The organism is Pseudomonas sp. KCJK9016, from assembly GCF_046231795.1.
Taxonomy (GTDB): Bacteria; Pseudomonadota; Gammaproteobacteria; order Pseudomonadales; family Pseudomonadaceae; genus Aquipseudomonas; species Aquipseudomonas bananamidigenes.
In genome coordinates, this window is record NZ_JBJJMM010000029.1 from 26,189 (window position 1) to 44,376 (window position 18,188).

Annotated in this window: 15 protein-coding genes; 8 read left to right on the forward strand and 7 right to left on the reverse strand. The window is 60.5% G+C overall.

Annotation, left to right across the window (positions count from 1 at the left end; genetic code table 11):
- Positions 1-15: 15 nt before the first annotated feature.
- Positions 16-420: a lysozyme inhibitor LprI family protein gene (locus ACK6BI_RS23525; RefSeq protein WP_409318944.1), complete on the reverse strand. Its 405-nt coding sequence runs from the start codon at positions 418-420 to the stop codon at positions 16-18.
- Positions 421-475: 55 nt separating this feature from the next.
- The gene (locus tag ACK6BI_RS23530) at positions 476-1,393 is read right to left on the reverse strand and encodes an ADP-ribosylglycohydrolase family protein (protein ID WP_409318966.1); all 918 of its coding nucleotides are present in this window, start codon (positions 1,391-1,393) and stop codon (positions 476-478) included.
- A 197-nt stretch (positions 1,394-1,590) separates the two neighbouring features.
- Between ACK6BI_RS23530 and ACK6BI_RS23535 the strand changes: the two genes are divergently transcribed.
- Both ACK6BI_RS23535 and ACK6BI_RS23540 read left to right on the forward strand, forming a co-directional pair.
- On the forward strand, positions 1,591-2,079 hold the full coding sequence (locus ACK6BI_RS23535) for an SRPBCC family protein (protein ID WP_409318945.1): 489 nt from the start codon (positions 1,591-1,593) through the stop codon (positions 2,077-2,079).
- A complete protein-coding gene (locus tag ACK6BI_RS23540; RefSeq protein WP_409318946.1) occupies positions 2,066-2,896 on the forward strand; it encodes an aminoglycoside phosphotransferase family protein in 831 nt (276 codons plus the stop codon). Before ACK6BI_RS23535 ends, ACK6BI_RS23540 begins: the two co-directional genes overlap by 14 nt.
- 280 nt (positions 2,897-3,176) lie before the next feature.
- On the opposite strand, the gene acnA is transcribed toward ACK6BI_RS23540, so the two are convergent.
- On the reverse strand, positions 3,177-5,918 hold the full coding sequence (acnA, locus tag ACK6BI_RS23545; protein ID WP_409318947.1) for an aconitate hydratase AcnA: 2,742 nt from the start codon (positions 5,916-5,918) through the stop codon (positions 3,177-3,179).
- A gap of 221 nt (positions 5,919-6,139) precedes the next feature.
- On the opposite strand from acnA, the gene rlmM reads away from it, so the two are divergent.
- A complete protein-coding gene (gene rlmM / locus ACK6BI_RS23550) occupies positions 6,140-7,213 on the forward strand; it encodes a 23S rRNA (cytidine(2498)-2'-O)-methyltransferase RlmM (RefSeq protein ID WP_409318948.1) in 1,074 nt (357 codons plus the stop codon).
- 65 nt (positions 7,214-7,278) lie between these two features.
- Complete coding sequence (gene tusA, locus ACK6BI_RS23555) at positions 7,279-7,530, forward strand: sulfurtransferase TusA (protein WP_011335204.1); 252 nt, start codon at positions 7,279-7,281, stop codon at positions 7,528-7,530.
- A gap of 50 nt (positions 7,531-7,580) precedes the next feature.
- Here tusA and ACK6BI_RS23560 read toward each other — a convergent pair whose 3' ends face one another.
- Positions 7,581-8,990 carry an MATE family efflux transporter gene (locus ACK6BI_RS23560; protein WP_409318949.1) on the reverse strand — a complete coding sequence of 470 codons (1,410 nt, stop codon included), beginning with the start codon at positions 8,988-8,990 and terminating at the stop codon, positions 7,581-7,583.
- 159 nt (positions 8,991-9,149) lie between these two features.
- Here ACK6BI_RS23560 and pdxB point away from each other — a divergent pair, with 159 nt between their 5' ends.
- A complete protein-coding gene (gene pdxB / locus ACK6BI_RS23565; protein ID WP_409318950.1) occupies positions 9,150-10,292 on the forward strand; it encodes a 4-phosphoerythronate dehydrogenase PdxB in 1,143 nt (380 codons plus the stop codon).
- Between the two features lie 59 nt (positions 10,293-10,351).
- On the opposite strand, the gene ACK6BI_RS23570 is transcribed toward pdxB, so the two are convergent.
- Positions 10,352-10,531, reverse strand: coding sequence for a PA1571 family protein (locus tag ACK6BI_RS23570; protein ID WP_065260694.1), 180 nt, complete (start codon positions 10,529-10,531; stop codon positions 10,352-10,354).
- Between the two features lie 257 nt (positions 10,532-10,788).
- On the opposite strand from ACK6BI_RS23570, the gene ACK6BI_RS23575 reads away from it, so the two are divergent.
- On the forward strand, positions 10,789-12,582 hold the full coding sequence (locus ACK6BI_RS23575) for an ABC transporter transmembrane domain-containing protein (RefSeq protein WP_409318951.1): 1,794 nt from the start codon (positions 10,789-10,791) through the stop codon (positions 12,580-12,582).
- 93 nt (positions 12,583-12,675) lie between these two features.
- Here the strand turns inward: ACK6BI_RS23575 and ACK6BI_RS23580 are convergent, their stop codons facing one another.
- Entirely contained in the window at positions 12,676-14,604 is a 1,929-nt protein-coding gene (locus ACK6BI_RS23580; RefSeq protein ID WP_409318952.1) for a transglycosylase SLT domain-containing protein, read from the reverse strand.
- 213 nt (positions 14,605-14,817) lie between these two features.
- Between ACK6BI_RS23580 and ACK6BI_RS23585 the strand changes: the two genes are divergently transcribed.
- A complete protein-coding gene (locus ACK6BI_RS23585) occupies positions 14,818-16,740 on the forward strand; it encodes an ATP-binding cassette domain-containing protein (protein WP_409318953.1) in 1,923 nt (640 codons plus the stop codon).
- Between the two features lie 73 nt (positions 16,741-16,813).
- On the opposite strand, the gene ACK6BI_RS23590 is transcribed toward ACK6BI_RS23585, so the two are convergent.
- Complete coding sequence (locus ACK6BI_RS23590; RefSeq protein ID WP_065260697.1) at positions 16,814-17,251, reverse strand: universal stress protein; 438 nt, start codon at positions 17,249-17,251, stop codon at positions 16,814-16,816.
- A 103-nt stretch (positions 17,252-17,354) separates the two neighbouring features.
- Here ACK6BI_RS23590 and ACK6BI_RS23595 point away from each other — a divergent pair, with 103 nt between their 5' ends.
- Positions 17,355-17,792 (forward strand): hypothetical protein, encoded by a 438-nt coding sequence (locus ACK6BI_RS23595; RefSeq protein ID WP_409318954.1) that lies wholly within the window; start codon positions 17,355-17,357, stop codon positions 17,790-17,792.
- Positions 17,793-18,188 lie beyond the last annotated feature (396 nt).

Sequence of the window (18,188 nt, forward strand, 5' to 3'; positions counted from 1 at the left end):
ACACTCTACAAAAAATCAGGCCCCGGGCACCGGACAACTCAAGTCACCTTCCTCACATTTCAGATACTGCTTCAGGGCCTCGGTACGAACTTTGGTCACCGATGTCATGCAGTTGCTGTAAATCAGCGGATATACACTCCCGCCTGCCACTCCGGACGCTGAAAATGTGCACTCGGCATCACGAAACCCAATCCAGGCCCGTTGCGCGCTGACCAGCAGCTTCTTGCCTTCGGCGTTGTCCTTCAAACGCGCAGTGATTTGCTGATACACCACATTCAATTCCTTGTCGGCCACCTTGTACTCCTGCCCGGCACACTGATTCATCGTCGACTGATCGCTGGCATTGGCGCAGTCAACGGCGGCGTGGGCGATGGACGTGAAAAGAAAGGATGTCAGGGCCAGGAGCAGGCGTGGGGGCATAGGATTTCTCGCTGAGTTGAATATAGATGCCGGGCAGTTTAGCGGCTTTGTGGCGCTAACAAGGCTCGTGACGCCTTGAAGCGCTCAGCAGCCGTTCGGCAATCGCCGCAATTTCTGCTCCGTCGTGCAGCTTTTCCAGCCACCCGGACGGAATTCCCTGCACGCCATAATGGGCACCCGCCAACTGACCGACGATGGCGGCTGTGGTGTCTGCGTCATCACCAAGGTTGGCTGCTTGCAGGACGGCTGCGGCAAAACTGTCGGTGTTCTGGAAGCACCATAACGCGGCCTCCAGGGATTCGACGCTGTAGCCGCTGCCGCGGATCTCCCTTTCAGACTTGTCCAGATAATCGCCCCGGGCAATTGCTGCCACCTTGGGCTGGCTGAAGGTTGGCGGGAGGCTGCGCAGTTCAGCTTTAGAGGCGCCTTCCAGGGCTTTGCCGAGCAGCTCGGCAAACAGCTGGCAGCATTCGACCGCCTCGGGCGCGGCGTGCGTGGTGCGGGAACTGTCGGCGGCGAATCGCCTGATACGCCGGGCATCGGGAAAATAAAATAGCACCACGGGCACCAGACGCATCAACGAGCCATTGCCGGCACTGTAGGGATCAGTGGAACCGGCAAACGGATCCCCCGTGTGCTGATAGCGATCCAGTGCCTGACGTACGGTCGTACCTATGTCGAAACAATCGCCGGTCGAACTCAGATAACCCCATTTCCACCAGTTCAGGTAGCGACCCATCTGATCGCCGGCATCGAATGTGTTCCTGTTCAGCAGACTTTCTGCCAGACACAATGCCATCGAGGTATCGTCGGTCCATTGACCGGCTTTCAGTTGAAAGGGGCCGCCCCCGACCATGTCGGTCAAGGGCTGGAAGGCGCCGCGGGGCTGAAATTCGACGGTGGTTCCCACTGCGTCGCCACAGGCCAGACCAAGCAGGGCACCCTGGTAACGTTCGGGGAGGGAGAGTTGCATGATGACGTCCTTGTGAGCGTGCTGAATGTGGCAAGTGTTATCAGGTTCGAGGTGATCATTCTTCCAGACTCGGACGAACCGTCGGGCAAAAATACTGCTGGATATTTCCGCCACGTCGGACGGCTGCACTGGATTGATACAACTTCGCATTGGACATGTGGTCATACAAGCCTACTGTTCAAAACAGGAGGTGACGTATGAAACCAGTACCCAACAGCTTTGAACGTAAAATCACGCTTCGCTCGTCGCGCGCTCACGTCTGGCGTGCGCTGGTCGATGCCGAGGCGTTTGGCCAGTGGTTTGGCGTGGCTCTGGAAGGGCGGCGGTTTATTGCGGGCGAATGGACGCAGGGGCAGGTCACCTATCCCGGTTATGAACATGTGCTCTGGAACGTGCTGGTGGAACGGGTCGAGCCCCAGCAGCTGTTTTCCTTCCGCTGGCATCCCTATGCCGTGAACCCGAAAATCGATTACTCCCAGGAACCGACCACGCTGGTCAAATTCGAACTGCAGGACTACGAGAACGGCACGCTGCTGAAGGTTTCCGAGTCCGGTTTCGCGCACATTCCCGATGTGCGTCAGAAAGAGGCGTACTACATGGACAGCCGTGGCTGGGAAGAGCAATTGAGCCGGCTCGAACACTTTCTCGCCGAAACCGAAAGGGCCCGCGAGCATGAAGGTGGATGATCACCACCTGTTCACGCCGTGGCTGGAACGCTGGGCGCTGACAGCGGACGGCGAGCCGATCATGACTCCGGGCAGCCGCCTGTTGCCAGTGCGTCAGGGCGCTGCACCGGCCATGCTGAAAATCGCGGTGGACGACGAGGAAAAATACGGCAACCTGCTGATGACCTGGTGGGATGGCGAGGGCGCCGCCAGGGTGCTGGCTCATCACAATGAAGGCCTGTTGCTGGAGCGTGCCATGGGCCAGCGATCGCTGATGCACATGGCGCTCAACGGCGAAGACGATGAAGCCACGCGGATCCTGTGCAGGGCGCTCGCGAGGCTGCATGCCCCACGACCGACGCCGCCCCCGTCGTTGGTGGAACTGGAACCCTGGTTCGCTTCGTTGCGAACGGCGGCGGCCCGATACGGCGGCCCGTACGCGAATTGCCTGCAGACCGCCCGGACCTTGCTCGCCGATCCACAGGACGTGGTGGTGCTGCATGGTGACATGCACCACGACAACGTTCTGGATTTTGGCCCGCGCGGCTGGTTGGCCATCGATCCCAAGCGGGTGAGGGGCGAGCGTGGGTATGACTACGCCAACCTGATCTGCAACCCGCAATTGCCGACGGCCACCGATCCCGAGCGCTTTGCTCGGCAGGTCGATGTGATCTGCGACGCTGCGAATATCGAGCGAGAACGCCTGCTGCAATGGGTGCAGGCATTCGCCGGGCTTTCTGCCGCGTGGTTCATGGAGGATGACGAGCAGGAAGCCGCCACCCGACAGCTGAAAGTCGCGGCGCTGGCGGCTTCTACACTCCATGTCCGACATGTCTAAGGGTTTTCGGAAGGGGCGCTATGGCGAATGTCTTACACGCGCTGGTAGCTTTTTCGACTATTGCAGATTGGATCCACAGCGTAATCTAGCCACATCAACTGAAGCACAGGGAGTGTTTCAGGATCATGGATGATCGACCAATGCAAGGATCGCTGCCGACAGGGAGTCGATAATGGTCTTGGGAAAAACCCGCTTCGGCGGGTTTTTTTTCGTCCGCAAAAAAGAGCCACACCCAAACAGAAACATCGCCGATCTGGCGGTGTTTCTGTATCTGACTGCTTTACGAGGCAATCAGTTGTCGCAACACGTAATGCAGGATCCCGCCGGACTTGAAGTACTCCACTTCGTTCAAGGTGTCGATGCGGCACAACACTTCAATTTTTTCCTGGCGTCCGTCCTCCCGGGTGATGACCAGCGTCAGGTTCATCCGTGGTGTCAGTTCGACTCCGCTCAACCCTTGAATATCCAGGGTTTCCTTGCCGGTGAGGTTCAGGCTCTTGCGGTTCTGATCCAGCTTGAACTGCAACGGCAGCACGCCCATGCCCACCAGGTTGGAGCGGTGGATCCGCTCGAAGCTTTCGGCGATCACCGCTTTCACACCCAACAGATTGGTGCCCTTGGCGGCCCAGTCGCGGCTGGAGCCGGTGCCGTATTCCTGGCCGGCAATCACCACCAGCGGAGTCCCCGAGGCCTGATAGCGCATGGCCGCGTCGTAGATCGCCAGTTTTTCGCCTGTTGGAACGTAGATCGTGTTGCCACCTTCTTCGCCGCCGAGCATTTCGTTACGGATACGGATGTTGGCGAAGGTGCCACGCATCATCACTTCGTGGTTGCCCCGGCGCGAGCCGTAGGAGTTGAAGTCCCGTGGCTCGACACCTTGCTCTCGCAAGTAACGCCCGGCCGGGCTGTCGACCTTGATGTTGCCGGCGGGGGAGATGTGGTCAGTGGTCACCGAATCGCCCAGCAGTGCCAGCACCCGTGCGCCTTTCACGTCGCTGATCACCGGAAGGGGGCCTGCGATGTCATCGAAGAACGGCGGGTGCTGGATGTAAGTCGAGTCATCCTGCCAGACGTAGGTGGCGGCTTGCGGCACTTCGATGGCTTGCCACTGTTCGTCGCCGGCAAACACCTCGGCATATTCCTTGTGGAACATCGCCGTGTTGACCTGATTCACTGCGTCTGCGATTTCTTTGCTGCTCGGCCAGATATCCCGCAGATAGACCGGATTGCCTTGCTTGTCCTCACCCAGCGGCTCGCTGCTGATGTCCGTGCGCACTGTGCCAGCCAGGGCGTAGGCAACGACCAGTGGTGGCGACGCCAGCCAGTTGGTTTTCACCAGCGGATGCACCCGGCCTTCGAAGTTGCGGTTGCCGGACAGTACCGACGCCACGGTCAGATCGGCTTTCTGGATGGCTTTCTCGATGGGTTCCGGCAACGGACCGGAGTTGCCGATGCAAGTCGTGCAGCCGTAGCCCACCAATGAAAAACCGAGTTGATCAAGGTACTGAGTCAGTCCGGCAGCCTTGTAATAGTCAGTGACGACTTTGGAGCCCGGTGCCAGAGAGCTCTTGACCCATGGCTTGCGGGTCAGGCCTTTTTCCACGGCTTTTTTCGCCAGCAAGCCAGCAGCCATCATCACGCTCGGGTTGGAGGTGTTGGTGCAGGACGTGATCGCGGCAATCACCACTGCGCCGTTTTTCAGGCGATAGGTGTGGCCGTCATACTCGTAATCGGTTTCTCCGACCAGATCGGCATTGCCCACGGCAACACCGCCGCCGCCCTCGCTTTCCAGGCGTCCTTCTTCCTTGCTGGTGGGTTTGAATTGCAGATCCATGAAGTCGCTGAACGCCTGACCGACATTCGGCAGGGCAACCCGGTCCTGCGGGCGTTTCGGCCCGGCGAGGCTGGCTTCGACGCTGCCCATGTCCAACTCCAGGCTGTCGGTGAATACCGGCTCCTGACCAGGCAGGCGCCACAATCCCTGGGCCTTGGTGTAAGCCTCGACCAGTTTCACCGCTGCGGTCGGGCGGCCGGACAGGCGCAGGTACTCCAGCGTCACGTCATCCACCGGGAAGAAACCACAGGTCGCGCCATATTCCGGGGCCATGTTGGCGATGGTGGCGCGATCCGCCAGTGGCAGGTCGGCGAGGCCATCGCCGTAGAATTCGACGAATTTGCCGACCACGCCTTTCTTGCGCAGCATCTGGGTCACGGTCAGCACCAGGTCGGTGGCGGTGATGCCTTCCTTGAGCTTGCCGGTGAGTTTGAAGCCGATCACCTCGGGAATCAGCATCGACACCGGTTGCCCGAGCATCGCCGCCTCCGCTTCAATACCGCCGACGCCCCAGCCGAGTACGCCGAGGCCATTGATCATGGTGGTGTGGGAGTCGGTGCCGACCAGCGTGTCGGGAAACGCGTAAGTCCGCCCGTCTTCATCCTTGGTCCACACCGTGCGCCCGAGATACTCGAGGTTGACCTGGTGGCAGATCCCGGTGCCCGGCGGTACCACGCTGAAGTTGTCGAAGGCGTTCTGGCCCCAGCGCAGGAAGGCGTAGCGTTCGCCGTTGCGCTGCATTTCGATGTCGACGTTCTGTTCGAACGCGCTGGCGCTGGCGAACTTGTCGACCATCACCGAGTGGTCGATCACCAGATCCACCGGCGACAACGGGTTGATCCGCTGCGGATCGCCGCCGGCCTTGGCCATGGCCGCACGCATGGCGGCCAGATCGACCACGGCCGGTACGCCGGTAAAGTCCTGCATCAGCACCCGGGCAGGACGGTACTGGATTTCCCGGTCGGAGCGACGTTCCTTGAGCCACGTGGCCAGCGCCTTGAGGTCGGCGCCGGTGACGGTTTTTTCATCTTCCCAGCGCAGCAGGTTTTCCAGCAGGACTTTCAGCGACATCGGCAGCTTGTCGAGATCGCCCAAGGTCTTGGCGGCATCCGGCAGACTGAAATAGTGGTAAGTCTTGTCATCGACTTTCAAGGGTTTAAGGGTGTTCAGGCTATCGAGGGACGGCATTACGATCACTCCTTTGAATCCGCACGGCTACGGATTGAGGGGACGAATAGAGCTTAAAACTTAGCCCTGTTTTAGGTAGCTGGCTAATAACTGGACTCTATGACAGGAACCAAGGTTCCGACATCGGCTATCATGCGCCGGTTTTCGTGACAGGCTTTGCTTTGATGCAAGTCTGGACATCGCGCAGGGGATGAATGATCGCCCTCTGCCCAGGAGTAAGAATGAACACCCTATTCATGCATTGCCGGCCGGGCTTCGAAGGCGAAGTCTGCTCGGAGATTTCCGACCTCGCCGCCCGACTGAACGTGGCCGGCTACGCCAAGGCCAAACCGGCGACCGCTTGTGCCGAGTTCGTCTGCACTGAAGAAGGCGGCGCCGAGCGTCTGATGCGTGGCCAGCGTTTCGCCGAGCTGATCTTCCCGCGCCAGTGGGCCCGTGGTTTTTTCATCGATCTGCCGGAAACCGACCGCATCAGCGTGATCCTCGCGCACATGGCTGAATTCCCGGTCTGTGGCAGTTTGTGGCTGGAAGTCGTCGACACCAACGACGGCAAGGAACTGTCGAATTTCTGCAAGAAGTTCGAAGGCCCGCTGCGCAAGGCGCTGACCGGCGCCGGCAAACTGGTGGACGATGCCGGCAAGCCTCGCCTGTTGCTGACCTTCAAGAGCGGCCGTGAAGTTTTCCTGGGTCTGGCCGACGCCGGAAACTCGGCGATGTGGCCCATGGGCATTCCGCGTCTGAAATTTCCGCGCGAGGCGCCCAGTCGTTCCACGCTGAAGCTCGAAGAAGCCTGGCACCACTTCATCCCCCGGGAGCAATGGGACGAGCGCCTGCACAGTGACATGACCGGCGTCGACCTCGGTGCTGCGCCGGGCGGCTGGACCTGGCAACTGGTCAATCGCGGCATGCTGGTGACCGCCATCGACAATGGCCCGATGGCCGAAAGCCTGATGGACACCGGCCTGGTCCAGCATTTGATGGCCGACGGTTTCACCTTCAAACCCAGGCAGCCGGTGGACTGGATGGTCTGTGACATCGTCGAGAAGCCGGCACGCAACGCGGCGATGCTCGAAGAGTGGATCGGCGAGGGGCATTGCCGGGAAGCGGTGGTCAACCTCAAGTTGCCGATGAAGCAGCGTTACGCGGAGGTGAAGCGCTTGCTCGAGCGCATCGCCGACGGGTTCAAGGTCCGCGGGATCAAGGTCGACATCGGCTGCAAGCAGCTGTATCACGACCGCGAGGAAGTGACCTGCCACTTGCGCCGCCATGACGTGAAGAAAGCCAGGGCCCGCTGAGCGCGCGACAGGTGACCGAACCCCCGGCGTTGGGCGACAATGCCGGCCAGTTTCAGGAGTGAATCATGAGTGAAATGATCAATACGCCGGTCGACGGCACCCTCGACGCCACGGGCCTAAACTGCCCGGAGCCGGTGATGATGCTGCACCAGCACATTCGTGACCTGGTGCCCGGCGGCCTGCTGAAGGTGATCGCCACCGACCCGTCGACCCGCCGCGACATCCCCAAGTTCTGCGTGTTTCTCGACCATGAACTGGTGGGACAGCACGAAGAGGCCGGGACCTATCTTTACTGGATCCGCAAGAAGTCCGGTTGATCGGAAGGCAAAAAAAAGACCTGCAGTTGCAGGTCTTTTTTTATGACTGATCAGCCTGCTGAATGGCTGATGCGAATGCGTTTGCGCGCACTACGCGTGAGGCGGATCGACAGCATCAGCGCCGCGCAACTCAGGCCGACGATCAGGCCTTCCCATAGACCGCTCGGGCCGCGTGGCTCGCCGAACCAGTCGGTCAAGCCAAGGGCGTAACCCACCGGCAGACCAATGCCCCAATAGGCGAACAGGGTCAGGATCATCGTCACCCGCGTGTCTTGATAACCGCGCAGGGCGCCGGCGGCGGTCACCTGGATTGCGTCGGAGAACTGGAACAACGCCGAGTACACGATCAGCATCGCCGCGATGTGAATAACCATCGGATCGGAGGTGTAGATCGCCGCAATGTGCTCGCGCATCAAGAGCATCATGCTCGCCGACAGGCAGGCATAGGCCAGCGCGGTGCCCATGCCGACACCCGCCGCGAAACGGGCCTCACGGGGTTCTTCACGGCCCAATGCCTGGCCGACCCGTACGGTCACGGCCATGCCCAGCGAATACGGAATCATGAACACCAGCGAGCTGACGTTGAGCGCGATCTGGTGCCCGGCCACCACGGTGGCCCCCAGGCTGCCGATCAGCAGCGCGATCACCGCGAAAATGCTCGACTCGGCAAACACCGCGATACCAATCGGCAGACCAATGGCCAGCAGACGCTTGATCACCGCCCATTGCGGCCAGTCGAAACGGCTGAACAGTTCGCTCGACTTGTAGGCCGGCGCCCAGCGCTCGTAACCGGCCAGACCCAGCGCCATTACCCACATCACGATCGCCGTGGCCCAGCCGCAACCGACGCCGCCCATGGCCGGCACGCCGAAGTGGCCGTAAATGAACACGTAGTTCAGCGGGATGTTCAGCGCCAGACCGCACAGGCCCAGGACCATCGCCGGGCGGGTGCGGCCCAGGCCGTCACTGGTGCAGCGCAGCACATGGTAGAAGGCCACGGCCGGCAGACCGCTGGCGATGCCGTGCAGGTACTGCATGCACGGACCGATCAGTTCTGGATCGACTTTCATCAGGTGCAGAACCGGTTCGGCGCAGAGCAGCAGGGTGGTCGCCATCAGTCCGACCACCAGAGCCAGCCACAAGGCCTGACGAACGATCGGGCCGATTTCGCTGTGAGTGCCGGCGCCGAAACGCTGGGCGACTTTCGGTGTGGTGGCCAGCAGGGTGCCGGTCATCAGCAGAAACACCGGGACCCAGATCGAGTTGCCCAACGCGACCGCCGCCAGATCCCTCGGTCCGACTCGGCCGGCCATCACTGCATCGACGAAGCCCATGGCGGTGGTCGCCAGTTGCGCGATCATGATCGGCAGGGCCAGGCCGAGCAGATTCTTCAGCTCCAGGCGAACCCGGGCAGGACGGTTGAGAGACACGGCGGCAGGGCGTTCGGTTACGGAGTTCACAGGCAAAGCGTCCACAGGGGTTGATGCGCAAGGCCCGGCATTCTACGCCGCTGACGTTATGGTCAGGAAAAATCCTCTGTTGCGGATTTGTAATCAACAGCCTGCTGGCTCATCGCAGTCCCAGCGCCTACACTGCCGATCCGCCCAAGGAGCCCCGCCATGCTGATAGTTGCCGACGAAAATATCCCGCTGCTCGATGCCTTTTTTGCCGGTTTCGGCGAAATCCGCCGAGTGCCGGGCCGTTCCATTGACCGGGCCACGGTCGAACAGGCCGATGTGTTGCTGGTGCGCTCGGTGACCAATGTCAACCGGGCGTTGCTCGAAGGCAGCAAGGTGCGGTTTGTCGGCACCTGCACCATTGGCACCGATCATCTGGACCTCGACTATTTCAATGAAGCGGGCATTACCTGGTCCAGTGCGCCTGGTTGCAATGCCCGAGGCGTGGTGGATTACGTGCTCGGCAGCCTGATGACCCTGGCTGAAATCGAAGGCGTCGACCTGACCCGGCGCACCTATGGCGTGATCGGCGCCGGTGAAGTCGGTGGTCGCCTGATCAAGGTGCTCAAGGGGCTCGGCTGGAACGTGAAGGTCTGCGATCCGCCGCGTCAGATTGCCGAGGGCGGTGACTATGTCAGCCTGGAACAGGTCATCGAGCAATGCGACGTGATCAGCCTGCACACGCCACTGACCCGCAATGGTGAAGAGGCGACCTGGCACTTGTTCGACGAGCCACGCCTGCAACGACTCAAACCCGGTACCTGGCTGATCAACGCTGCCCGGGGCCCGGTCGTGGACAACGCTGCGCTGCGCAAAGTGCTGCTGGAACGCGAAGATCTGCAAGCGGTACTGGACGTCTGGGAAGCCGAGCCGGAAGTCGATGTGGCGCTGGCCGAACTCTGTGTGCTGGCCACACCGCACATTGCCGGTTACAGCCTCGACGGCAAGCAGCGCGGCACGGCACAGATCTATCAGGCCTACTGCGATTTTATCGGGCAGCCGGCCAGCATTCAGCTGGCCGATCTGTTGCCGGCGCCGTGGCTGTCGGAAGTTTCCCTGCATGCCGACTGCGATCCGGCCTGGGCATTGGCGATGCTGTGCCGCGGGGTGTACGACCCGCGCCGGGACGATGCGGATTTTCGCAGCACCTTGCTGGGCAGCGTCGGCGAGCAGCGGGCAGCGTTCGATGTGTTGCGCAAGCAGTACCCGGTGCGTCGCGAAATCGAAGGGCTGAAAGTAAGAATTGAAGGTGATTCGCCGGCCTTGCGGCAGATTGTGTCGGCGTTGGGTGCTGTGGCCGTTTAAGAAACGGACAGAAAAAACCCGGCCTCCAAAGGGGCCGGGTCAGGAAGACGGTGGCTATATCACTTTTGTTCGGCAGGCTTGACCAATCGCTTCTCCAGTTCGCGGCAAGCGTTCTGGATCATGTCTTCAGTGATTGGCACTTCGCGCCCATCCTTATCGATAATCGAGCAACCCAGAGGTTGGCCGGGCTTGGTGCGGATCACTTGAATCTTGTCGTCGCTGCTGTGTTGCAAGGACATGGCCTGTCTCCTCATCAGGTTGTGTAAGCACAATAAAACCGTCAGGTGACCAGGCTGTGACAACCCCCTTCGATCTTTCCGGAACGGTATTTCAACTCAAGCAGAAATGACCGTTCGTCTCAACCCGGACATTAGACCGATAGCATCTAGGGGGTAGTCTGGCCGGTCATAATTAACCTGACTCATTGTGATTTGCAGAGTTCCACCCCATTGAGTGTCCAGGCCGGCCCCATTAATCAGCACACGATGTGAACCCAATGATCCCGATGCTTTCTTCGCGTCACCGCCGGGCCCTGCGCCTAACCTGTCATTTCCTCGTGCCGTATCGCCGGCAGGCGTTCGGTGCGCTGCTCGCGCTGATCGTCACGGCCGGCATCACGCTGTCGATGGGGCAGGGCATCAAACTGCTGGTCGATCAGGGCTTCATGACCCAGTCGCCGCACCTGCTCAACCAGTCCATTGGCCTGTTCATGTTGTTGGTGCTGGGTCTGGCGCTGGGTACTTTCGCCAGGTTTTATCTGGTGTCATGGATCGGCGAACGGGTGGTGGCAGACATCCGTCGGCAGGTGTTCAACCATCTGGTGTACCTGCATCCCGGGTTTTACGAAGACAACCGCAGTTCGGAAATCCAGTCGCGACTGACGGCTGACACGACGTTGCTGCAATCGGTGATCGGCTCCTCACTTTCGCTGTTCCTGCGCAATTTGCTGATGGTCATCGGTGGCGTCGTGCTGCTGTTCATCACCAACGCCAAGCTCACCAGCATCGTGGTGATCGCGCTGCCGCTGGTCATTGCGCCCATCCTGATTTTCGGGCGACGGGTACGCAACCTCTCGAGATTGAGCCAGGACCGGATCGCCGACATTGGCAGCTATGTTTCGGAAACCCTCGGCCAGATCAAGACCGTGCAGGCCTACAATCATCAGGTGCAGGACGAGCAGCGTTTCGCCTCGACCGTCGAGCAGGCGTTCGAAACCGCGCGCAAACGGATTTTTCAGCGGGCCTGGCTGATTACGCTGGTGATCGTGCTGGTCCTCGGTGCCGTCGCGGTGATGTTGTGGGTCGGCGGAATGGACGTGATTGCCGGGCGAATTTCCGCAGGTGAGCTGGCGGCGTTTGTGTTCTACAGCCTGATCGTCGGGAGTGCTTTCGGCACGTTGAGCGAAGTGATCGGGGAATTGCAGCGGGCGGCGGGCGCCGCCGAACGCATCGCCGAACTGCTGCGCTCCGAGAACATCATCCAGCCGCCGAAAGACGGACTGGTGACCTTGCCGACGCGGGTCAAAGGCGAGCTGGCTTTGCAGGACGTGCGTTTTTCCTACCCATCACGGCCCGAACGCTTTGCCGTTGACGGCCTGAGTCTGACGGTTAACGCAGGGGAAACCCTTGCGCTGGTCGGACCTTCCGGTGCAGGCAAGTCGACGGTGTATGACCTGCTGCTGCGTTTCTACGATCCGCGGGAGGGCCGGATTCTCATTGATGGTGTACCGCTGACGAGCCTTGATCCAATGGACTTGCGCCGCTGCTTTGCCCTGGTTTCGCAGACGCCGGCGCTGTTCTTCGGCAGCGTCGAAGAAAACATTCGCTACGGTTGCCCGAGCGCTACGCCGGAGCAGGTGCGGGAAGCTGCGAAAATCGCCCATGCCCACGATTTCATCGAACAAATGCCCGATGGCTACCAGACTCATCTGGGCGACGGCGGGCTAGGCCTGTCAGGCGGGCAACGCCAGCGTCTGGCCATCGCCCGGGCGCTGTTGGTCGACGCGCCGGTCCTGCTGCTCGACGAAGCCACCAGCGCCCTGGATGCCCAGAGCGAGCACTTGATCCAGCAAGCCCTGCCCAGCCTGATGCAAAACCGCACCACCCTGGTGATCGCTCACCGCCTGGCCACGGTGAAAAACGCCGACCGGATTGCGGTGATGGACCAAGGCAAACTGGTGGCGATCGGCACGCATCAGGAGCTGATTGCCAGCAATCCACTGTATGCGCGGTTGGCAGCGTTGCAGTTCAGTGATGGGCATCAGGCTTCGACCGACCCAGTAATCGACTAAGTAAGCGACCCTGTAGCCGACCCGGTCGAGTGCCATAAAAAAAGCCCGCATCTTTCGATGCGGGCATTGTTGTTCACGTCGATCTTTGCACGATCACTGATCGTCAAAATATCGCTCATGCCAGTCCACCAGCGGTTGCGGCGAGTTGAGTTTCTGGCCGTAGATCACCGAGTAGGACAAAACGTTCTGCACGTACTGGCGGGTTTCGTCGAACGGAATGCTTTCCACCCATACGTCGAAGCTCAGGTGATCGGCACCGCGCAGCCATTGGCGCACACGGCCGGGGCCGGCGTTATAGGCGGCGGAGGCGAGCACGCGGTTGCCGTTGAACTGGCTGTGCACCTGACTCAGGTAGGCCGCGCCGAGCTGGATGTTTTTGTCCGGATCGAGCACCTGCTGCGGCGAGGCCAGCGGAATGCTGAATTTGCGTGCGGTTTCCTTGGCGGTACCGGGCATCAGTTGCATCAGGCCGCTGGCACCGACGCCGGAACGGGCGTCGTCCATGAAGGCGCTTTCCTGACGGGTGATGGCGAATACCCAGCTCGAGTGCAGGCCACGGACCTTGGCTTCACGCACCAGGGTGTCGCGGTGGGCCATCGGGAAGCGGATGTCCAGGTCATCCCAGTATTGCGCCTGACTGATGGTGCGGATCGCCGGGAAATACCATTTCAGGTCGTAAGCCAGTTTGGCCTGGGCGACCATTTCGTCGCGGTTGAAATGACGGCTGACGTGATACCACTCGCGACGCCCGTCGACGATCTGCCCGCGGGCGTGAAATTCCAGCGCGCGGCGGACGCCGGGGGTGTTGCGCACCTTGTTGATGATGGCCTGGCTGAGCACCAGCGGTTTGTTCATCAGCGAATAGGGTTGCTGGGAGCGGTCGGCGGCGAGGAATCCGTAGAAGTCCCGCTCCCGTGCGAGGTTCCTGTACAGCGTCTGCGCTTCCGGGTTTTGCGGTTGAGCCAGTTCCAGGCTGCGGGCCTGCCAGTAGCGCCAGCGGTTGGTAGTGGCCAGATCCTGTGGCAGGCGGCGGGTCAACTGATAGGCATCGTCCCAGCGCGCCAGGCGCAGCAACAGGCGCAGACGCCATTCGGACACCGTGTTGTCGCGCAGTTCCGGGTCATATTTGGTCATCACATCCAGCGCACGGCTGTCAAAGCGACGGGCCAGAGTCAGACCGATTTCCCGGGCGATCGCGACTTTTTCATCCCGGGAGAAATGCATGCTGCTGGCGTAGCCATCGAGCAGGTCCATGGCCTTGTCCGGATCCTGACGGGCCAGACGGCGCAGGCCGAGGCTCACGATATCGGACATTGGCTCATCGGCCGGGGTGAAGCGCGATGGCTGGTTGAGCAGTTCGGGTTTCTGCGCGACATCCACCAGCAGACGTCCGCGCGGGGCGAGCGTGGTCAGGCCGTTGACCAGGCTGTTGGCCAGCGGGTAGTTGCGCGTCTGGGCGGCGAGCTTGGTGCGCTCCCAGCGTTTCTGTTCGGTCAACTGGCCGTCGGCGGCCCAGATGCCGAACAACGCATCACACGCGGCGGGTTGCGATTTGCCGGTCAGCCACAGTTTGTCGGCGTTGGCGTAGCCCTCGGCCTTGTGACCGCTGCTGATCTGGTACTGTGCGTTCAGGCAGTCCAGTTCGGTGAAATTGAGTTTCGGGTCGTAATACTTGGTGAACGTCGCCCAGTCGCCACGGTCGGCAAGCCAGCGCAACCAGCGCAGCTTCATCCAGTTGGCCTGGGGCAGGTCACCGTGTTCGGCGAGGAATTTCTCGATTTCCGCGTTGCTGGCAGTCTTCAGGCGGGCGGTCAGCTCGTCGTAGGCCAGGTACGGCTCCAGCGGATAATCGGCGAGGGCCTGGCTGTAACGGAAATACGGACCGGTATCGCCCTTGGCCAGGGCGCGCTTGGCCTCATCGTAATACTGGCGCTGGGTTGACAGGTCCACCGCCTGGGCGGATTGAGCAGCAGCGGCGGTGAGTAGCAAACAGGACAAAACACTGAGAAGGCGACTGCGCATGAGACATCCGGGCAGAGAAATCATGACAAGTGCCAGCGTGGGCGGCACTGAATTGTCTGTAGCTTAGCCTTTTGCCAGCAGACGGTGAAAGCTTTGCCGGCCTTGCAGCACAAGTTCGCAACAAATCTTGTGCAGAGTACGTCAGCGGCGAAATTGCCGGCCTGTTTGGCCCTCGATTCAGGTAGAATGCGCGCCCGGTTTTTGGAGAAGCTCATGACCCTGCTCAAATTCAGCGATGTGTCCCTTGCATTCGGCGCGATGCCGTTGTTGGACAAGGTGTCCTGGCAGATCGCCCGTGGAGAGCGGGTGTGCATCATCGGTCGCAACGGCACCGGCAAGTCCAGCATGATGAAACTGGTCAAGGGCGACCAGAAGCCTGATGACGGCGCCGTGTGGCGCGCCCCCGGTCTGAAGATCGGTGAATTGCCGCAGGAATTGCCGCTGGCCGACGAGCGGACGGTATTCGATGTGGTAGCCGAAGGCCTCGACGGTGTGGGCGCCTTGCTTGCCGAATATCATCACCTGAGCCAGAACATCGTCACCGACGCCGATCTGGAAAAACTGATGCACGTCCAGCACGATCTCGAAGCCCGTGACGGCTGGCGCTTGCAGACCCTGGTCGACAGCACCCTGAGCCGCCTGCAATTGCCGGCCGACAAGACCCTCGCCGAGTTGTCCGGCGGCTGGCGTCGTCGCGTGCTGCTGGCGCAGGCGCTTGTGTCCGAGCCGGATCTGCTGCTGCTCGACGAACCGACCAACCACCTGGACATCGGTGCGATTGCCTGGCTCGAAGAAGCGCTGAAGGACTTCCAGGGCGCGGTGCTGTTCATCACGCACGACCGTTCTTTCCTGCAAAACCTCGCCACCCGCATCCTCGAACTGGATCGCGGCGGTCTGATCGACTGGAACGGCGACTACGCCAGTTTCCTGGTTCACAAAGAAGCCGAGCTGGCGGCCGAAGAAACCGCCAACGCACTGTTCGACAAGCGCCTGGCTCAGGAAGAAGTGTGGATTCGTCAGGGCATCAAGGCCCGTCGCACCCGCAACGAAGGCCGCGTGCGTGCGTTGAAGGCCCTGCGTGTCGAGCGCAGCGAACGTCGTGAGCGCACCGGCAAGGCCAACATCCAGCTGGAAACAGCGGAGAAGTCCGGCAAGCAAGTGATGGTGCTGGAGAACGTGAGCTTTGCGCACCCGGGTGGCCCGTTCCTGATCCGCGATTTCTCCATGGTGTTGCAGCGCGGCGATCGTATCGGCCTGCTCGGCGCCAACGGTACCGGCAAGACCACCCTGCTGAAACTGATGCTCAGCGGTCTGCAACCGACCAGCGGCAAAGTGGAAGAGGGCACCAAGATCGACGTGGCCTACTTCGACCAGTTGCGCCATCAGCTGGATCTGGAAAAGACCGTGGTCGACAACGTCGCCGAAGGTCGCGATTTCATCGAAATCAATGGCCAGAGCCGCCACGTGCTGAGCTATCTCGGCGACTTCCTGTTCAGCCCGCAGCGTGCCCGCACGCCGGTGAAGGCGTTGTCCGGTGGCGAGCGCGCACGCCTGCTGCTGGCCAAACTGTTCAGCAAGCCTGCCAACCTGCTGGTACTCGACGAACCGACCAACGACCTCGATGTGGAAACCCTCGAACTGCTCGAAGAAGTGTTGCTGACCTTCAACGGCACCGTACTGATGGTCAGCCACGACCGGGCATTCCTCGACAACGTGGTCACCAGCACGCTGGTCTTCGAAGGTGAGGGCAAGGTTCGCGAATACGTTGGCGGCTATCAGGACTGGATCCGTCAGGGCGGTTCACCGCGCCTTCTGGGCGTCACCGAAAGCAAATCCGGCAAGGCCGACCTGAACTCGGCAGTGGTCACTGCCGAACCGGCTCCGGTTGCCGCACCGGTTGCTGCGGCTCCGGCTGCGAAGAAGAAGCTGAGCTACAAGCTTCAGCGCGAACTGGAGGCGTTGCCGGGCGAGATCGATGCCAAGGAGCAGCAGATTGCCGCGGTGGAAGCTGAAATGGCCGAAGCCGGTTTCTATCAGCGTCCGCCGGTCGAGACGGCCAGGGTCATTGCTTCGCTGGAGCAGATGCAGGTGGAGCTGGATGCACTGGTGGAACGTTGGGCCGAACTGGATGCCTGATGGTTTCCAGACATGAAAAAGCCCGGCTCCAGTCATGGACGCCGGGCTTTTCAACTTTTCACAGTGCCTGTAATCAGCGTTTGACCAGGTGCACTGCCAGCACGTCGCAAGGTGCGCCGTGCAGGACATCGTTGGCAGTCGAACCCAGCAGCAGGGCCAGACCATGTCGGCCATGGCTGCCGACCACAATCAGGTCGCATCCCTGTTCCTTGGCGAAATGATGGATTTCCTGACGTGGCTGGCCATAGGTCAGGTGGCAGTTGGAGCCTTCCAGTTCGGAGTATTTGTGCTTCAGGCGCTCGAGGCGTTCCTTGGCCTGATCGAATTGCTGTTGTTGCAGTTGTGACAGATCCATAGGTACGTCACCACCGAAAGCCATGGCCATCGGTTCGACGATATGCACCAGCGACAACTTGGCGCCATTGCTCACCGACAGCTCTCGGGCGCGGTGTATCACAGGGTCGCACTCTTCGGTCAGATCTACGGCGACCAGAATATGGTGGTAGGGCATGAGGTGCTCCTCGTGAGGGATCAATATTGTTAAGTATGGCTGGTTTCGAGCGCATTGGTTCCAAAGTGACACAATGGGCTCATCAAGATTCGGGAGTAGAGATATGACGGTCTGGCTGGTGGTGTCAATCCTGCTGGTGGTGTTGAGTCCGCTGGCATGGTTGCGCCCGTCCCGTGCGCAGAGTGACCGAATAGCCTTGCGCGCCGAAGCCCGGCGCATCGGGTTGGCCATGCAGCTTGCCCCTCAGGAATGGCCGCACTGGCTGAGCCAGGAACCTCCAAACCCCTGTGCGCAATATCATCGGCCACGGCGCGGCAAGCAGCCGTCGTGTTGGACTTACTGGCAGAAAAGCCCCGGGATCTGGGTCAATCAGTGGCAGGAAGTCTGTGAGGACCCGCGTCTTCAAAGTCATTTCGAAAAATTGCCGGGCAATGTTTTCAAGGTCGAGGCCGACCAGCAGATGATTGCACTTTATTGGGGCGAGAAGGGTGACGCTTCGGTTCTGCTTGAAATCGACGCCACGCTGAAAGCACTGGCATGAACCGTAGACGTTTCGCGCTGCAAGGGTGTGAAACGTCTGGCAGACGAGCAATAAAAAGCCCGACATGATTCGTCGGGCGGGATTGGCCAGGCAGGCCGGAATTCTTTTTGACGTTGAACCGGGCGAGCCGGTCAGCAGTCATGCAGCCGTTTTCCTTCGTGGTCCCGCCAGCGTAGCCTGTTAAACAAGGCTTGCAGCGAATTAGGGCGACTTTTCTAACTATTAATCTTATGAATGCCCTGACATGCAAGCGTGTGTGGCCGGGCTGCGTCCTACAGAAATGACCGCAAAGTCGCTTTTCAACCCGCATTTAGGGCGATTGACAATTGTCGGAAATTCCGTGAAGGTGGCGTACCCAAATCAAACGGGCGTATGAATTGAGCGTTTGTATTGCAG

Excerpts from the sequence above, each read along its gene's own strand:
- ACK6BI_RS23525 (WP_409318944.1), bottom strand. The coding sequence starts at position 420 with ATGCCCCCACGCCTGCTCCTGGCCCTGACATCCTTTCTTTTCACGTCC.
- ACK6BI_RS23530 (WP_409318966.1), bottom strand. The coding sequence starts at position 1,393 with ATGCAACTCTCCCTCCCCGAACGTTACCAGGGTGCCCTGCTTGGTCTG.
- ACK6BI_RS23535 (WP_409318945.1), top strand. The coding sequence starts at position 1,591 with ATGAAACCAGTACCCAACAGCTTTGAACGTAAAATCACGCTTCGCTCG.
- ACK6BI_RS23540 (WP_409318946.1), top strand. The coding sequence starts at position 2,066 with ATGAAGGTGGATGATCACCACCTGTTCACGCCGTGGCTGGAACGCTGG.
- acnA (WP_409318947.1), bottom strand. The coding sequence starts at position 5,918 with ATGCCGTCCCTCGATAGCCTGAACACCCTTAAACCCTTGAAAGTCGAT.
- rlmM (WP_409318948.1), top strand. The coding sequence starts at position 6,140 with ATGAACACCCTATTCATGCATTGCCGGCCGGGCTTCGAAGGCGAAGTC.
- tusA (WP_011335204.1), top strand. The coding sequence starts at position 7,279 with ATGAGTGAAATGATCAATACGCCGGTCGACGGCACCCTCGACGCCACG.
- pdxB (WP_409318950.1), top strand. The coding sequence starts at position 9,150 with ATGCTGATAGTTGCCGACGAAAATATCCCGCTGCTCGATGCCTTTTTT.
- ACK6BI_RS23570 (WP_065260694.1), bottom strand. The coding sequence starts at position 10,531 with ATGTCCTTGCAACACAGCAGCGACGACAAGATTCAAGTGATCCGCACC.
- ACK6BI_RS23575 (WP_409318951.1), top strand. The coding sequence starts at position 10,789 with ATGATCCCGATGCTTTCTTCGCGTCACCGCCGGGCCCTGCGCCTAACC.
- ACK6BI_RS23580 (WP_409318952.1), bottom strand. The coding sequence starts at position 14,604 with ATGCGCAGTCGCCTTCTCAGTGTTTTGTCCTGTTTGCTACTCACCGCC.
- ACK6BI_RS23585 (WP_409318953.1), top strand. The coding sequence starts at position 14,818 with ATGACCCTGCTCAAATTCAGCGATGTGTCCCTTGCATTCGGCGCGATG.
- ACK6BI_RS23590 (WP_065260697.1), bottom strand. The coding sequence starts at position 17,251 with ATGCCCTACCACCATATTCTGGTCGCCGTAGATCTGACCGAAGAGTGC.
- ACK6BI_RS23595 (WP_409318954.1), top strand. The coding sequence starts at position 17,355 with ATGACGGTCTGGCTGGTGGTGTCAATCCTGCTGGTGGTGTTGAGTCCG.